Below are 3,273 nucleotides of genomic sequence, written 5' to 3' on the forward strand. Positions count from 1 at the left end.
CGCCAGGTCGGCGACCGCCGCGGAGCTGGTCAGGAACGTCACCAGCACCGGCGTCATCCCCGCGTTCGCCGCCGACCCGGCCAGCGCGGTGAACCGGTCGGCCGGAAGGTCCGCGTGGCCGCCCGGGACGCCGCACCACAGGCCGACGAGGTCGGCGCCGCCCTGGGCGAGCACTGCGATGTCGGCGGCCCGGGTGGCGCCGCAGATCTTCAGTCGCATGGGTCAGGCGCCCGGGAATCCGGGCAGGTCGGCCAGCGCCCGCGCCATCTCCGCCTCGTCGCAGTCCTCGTCGCGCAGGGCGCCGGTGAGGTGGGCCTCGTAGGCGGACAGGTCGAAGTGGCCGTGGCCGGACAGGCCGAACAGGATCGTCTTGGGCGTGCCCTCCTCGCGGCAGCGCAGCGCCTCGCGGATGGCGACCTCGATGGCGTGGGTCGACTCCGGCGCCGGGACGATGCCCTCCGCGCGGGCGAAGGTGATGCCCGCGGCGAAGCACGCGGTCTGCTTGACCGCCTCCGCCTCGATCAGGTTGTTCATCAGCGCGTCGCTCACCAGCGGCGCCATGCCGTGGTAGCGCAGGCCGCCCGCGTGGAACGACGGCGGGATGAATGTCCGGCCCAGCGTGTGCATCTTCAGCAGCGGGGAGATCCCGGCGGTGTCGCCGAAGTCGTAGGCGAGCTTGCCGCGGGTCAGCGTCGGGCAGGCGGCGGGCTCCGCGGCGATCACCCGGACCTCCTTGCCCTCACGCAGTTTCGCGCCGAGGAACGGGAACGCGAGCCCGCCCAGGTTGCTGCCGCCGCCCGCGCAGCCGACCACGATGTCGGGGTAGTCGTCGGCCAGCGCCATCTGCGCGATGGCCTCCTGCCCGATGACGCTCTGGTGCAGCAGCACATGGTTGGGCACGCTGCCGCCGGCGTAGTTGGTGGCCGGGTCGTTCAGCGCGACCTCCATCGCCTCGGAGGTGGCGATGCCGAGGCTGCCCGAGCAGTCCGGGTCCTCGGCGAGGATCGCCCGACCGGCCTCGGTCTCCACGCTCGGGCTGGCCACGCAGCGCGCGCCGTAGGTCTCCATCAGCAGCCTGCGGTACGGCTTCTGGTGGTAGCTGACCTTCACCATGAACACCTGGACGTCGATGTCGAACATCGCGCCCGCCAGCGACAGCGACGAACCCCACTGGCCCGCGCCGGTCTCGGTGGCCAGCCGGTTGATGCCCGCTTCCTTGTTGTAGTAGGCCTGGGCGATCGCGGTGTTCGGCTTGTGGCTGCCCGCGGGGCTGCCGCCCTCGTACTTGTAGTAGATGCGGGCGGGGGTGTCGAGCGCGCGCTCCAGCCTGCGGGCGCGGAACATCGGCGACGGCCGCCACTGCGCGTAGATCTGCCGCACGGGCTCCGGGATCTCGATCTCGCGTTCCCGGCTGAGCTCCTGGCGGGCCAGGACCTCGGGGATGAACGGGGTCAGGTCGTCGACGACGATCGGGGCGCCGGTTCCGGGGTGCAGCAGCGGTTCCGGGTTCGGCAGGTCCGCGGCGAGGTTGTACCAGGTGCGGGGGATCTCGTCTTCGCCGAGCAGGTACTTGATGCGGTCGGTCATCGTGGGCACTCCTGGGTGGCTGGCGGGGTGGCTGGCGAAATGGCAGGCGAAATGGCATCGCCGACTAGGGAGCCGTCGGCGAACTGGTCGGCGGTGGCGAACAAGGCGGGGTGTGCGGCACGCAGGCCGTCGATCACGAGCTGGTAGGGCAGGTCGGCGAACTCGCCGTGGTCGTGCAGGAATTCCATGTGGCGCTTGCCGGTGAGGTCGTACGGGTGGTGCACGCTGTCGGCGGTCCCGTCGAAGTCCAGCGGCGTGATCCCGTAGAGCCTGCACAGCGTCTTGTTGAACACCGGGGTCGCGGTGACCCAGCCGCCGTCGAGGCCCACTTTGGTCAGGCAGTGGAACCGGAACACGTCGCCGCCGACGAGTTCGCGCAGCCGGTCGGACGCCAGGTGGTTGCGCACGTCGGTGAGCACGAGCTTGCTGGGCACGCCCGCGGCCCGCAGCGCGGCGGCGTAGAGCACCGACTTGTGCAGGCACATCCCCGATTTGGCGGCCAGCACGGTGCTGGCGCGCAGGCCGGTGCGGGACAGGTCCGCGCCGTACACCTCGTAGCGGACGCCGTCGCGCACCGCCAGGTACAGCGCCGCCGCGCGTTCGCGAGGCTCGTCCGAGCACGTGCTCAGCGCTTTCTCGGTGAACGCGCGGACCGCGTCGGACTCGTGGTCGAGGAACTCCGTGGCGGCCAGTTCAGCGGTGTCGATCATTTGGCCACCCCGATCATCGACGCGATGCGGTTGCGCTGGATCTCCGACGTGCCCGAGTAGATGGTCCCGGCGACGGCGTTGCGCAGGTCCTTCTCCAGGCCGTACTCGGACATGTAGCCATTGCCGCCGAACAGCCGCACCGCGGCCATCGCCGAGGCGACGTTGCTCTCACTGGCGACGAGCTTGGTGATGGCCATGTCGACGGTGACGTTCTCCCCGCGGGTGAGCCGCGTCGCCGTGTCGTAGAGCCACTTCCTGGTCGTCTCCACGCCCATCTTCATCTCGACGATCTGGTGCGACACCGCCTGGTAGGACCCGATCGTCTGTCCGAACTGGACTCGTTCGCCCGCGTACTTGACGCAGCGTTCGAGCCGGTGCGCCATCTCGCCGAGGTTGATGGCGAACGAGCAGAGGATCTCCCACTTCATGACGTGGTCGAGCACCAGGAACCCGCCGCCGGGCTTGCCGACGACGTTGGCCGCGGGCACCCGGCAGTCGTCGAAGAACAGCTCGCACAGCGGTGAGGTGCGCAGCCCCATCTTCGAGATCGGCTTGCCCACGGTGAAGCCGGGCGTGTCGCGTTCGACCAGGAACGCGGTCGTGCCCAACGGGCCGCCCGAAGGGTGTGTCCGTGCGTAGACCACGAACAGCCCCGCGACCGGCCCGTTGCTCACGAACGTCTTGCTTCCGTTGAGCACGAAGTCGTCGCCGTCGCGGACCGCCGCCGTGCGCATGGCCAGCGCGTCGGACCCGCTGTCCGGCTCGGAGATCGCGTGCGCCCCGATGGCCTCGCCGGAGCAGATCCGGGTGAGGTGCGCCCGTCTCTGCTCGGCGGTGCCGAACCGCTGCAGCGGGACCCCGGCACTGAGGACTCCCGTCAAAATAATGTAGGTTTTCGAGCCCGAATGTGGCTACCGTTGTGCTATGGCTGGCATGGCGGGAGTGGCGGAGTCGGTGGCATCGAGGTACGCGGTGC

Annotated in this window: 4 protein-coding genes; all 4 read right to left on the minus strand. The window is 70.0% G+C overall.

The features are described 5' to 3' along the window. Positions 1-219, minus strand: a 219-nt coding sequence (locus tag ACRDSQ_RS06205; protein ID WP_431419576.1) for a hypothetical protein, incomplete at its 3' end; no start/stop codon positions are given. A 3-nt stretch (positions 220-222) separates the two neighbouring features. Beyond that, the gene (locus ACRDSQ_RS06210) at positions 223-1,587 is read right to left on the minus strand and encodes a TrpB-like pyridoxal phosphate-dependent enzyme (protein WP_431419578.1); all 1,365 of its coding nucleotides are present in this window, start codon (positions 1,585-1,587) and stop codon (positions 223-225) included. Continuing rightward, positions 1,584-2,297, minus strand: a complete 714-nt coding sequence (locus ACRDSQ_RS06215; protein WP_431419579.1) for a transglutaminase-like domain-containing protein — start codon at positions 2,295-2,297, stop codon at positions 1,584-1,586. The genes ACRDSQ_RS06210 and ACRDSQ_RS06215 overlap by 4 nt, the downstream gene beginning before the upstream one ends. After that, complete coding sequence (locus ACRDSQ_RS06220; protein ID WP_431419581.1) at positions 2,294-3,178, minus strand: acyl-CoA dehydrogenase family protein; 885 nt, start codon at positions 3,176-3,178, stop codon at positions 2,294-2,296. Before ACRDSQ_RS06220 ends, ACRDSQ_RS06215 begins: the two co-directional genes overlap by 4 nt. Positions 3,179-3,273: the final 95 nt, after the last annotated feature.

The organism is Actinokineospora sp. (genome assembly GCF_050699995.1).
Taxonomy (GTDB): domain Bacteria; phylum Actinomycetota; class Actinomycetes; order Mycobacteriales; family Pseudonocardiaceae; genus Actinokineospora.

Bases quoted from the DNA above. Each gene is read 5' to 3' on its own strand.
- ACRDSQ_RS06210 (WP_431419578.1), bottom strand. From the start codon at position 1,587: ATGACCGACCGCATCAAGTACCTGCTCGGCGAAGACGAGATCCCCCGC.
- ACRDSQ_RS06215 (WP_431419579.1), bottom strand. From the start codon at position 2,297: ATGATCGACACCGCTGAACTGGCCGCCACGGAGTTCCTCGACCACGAG.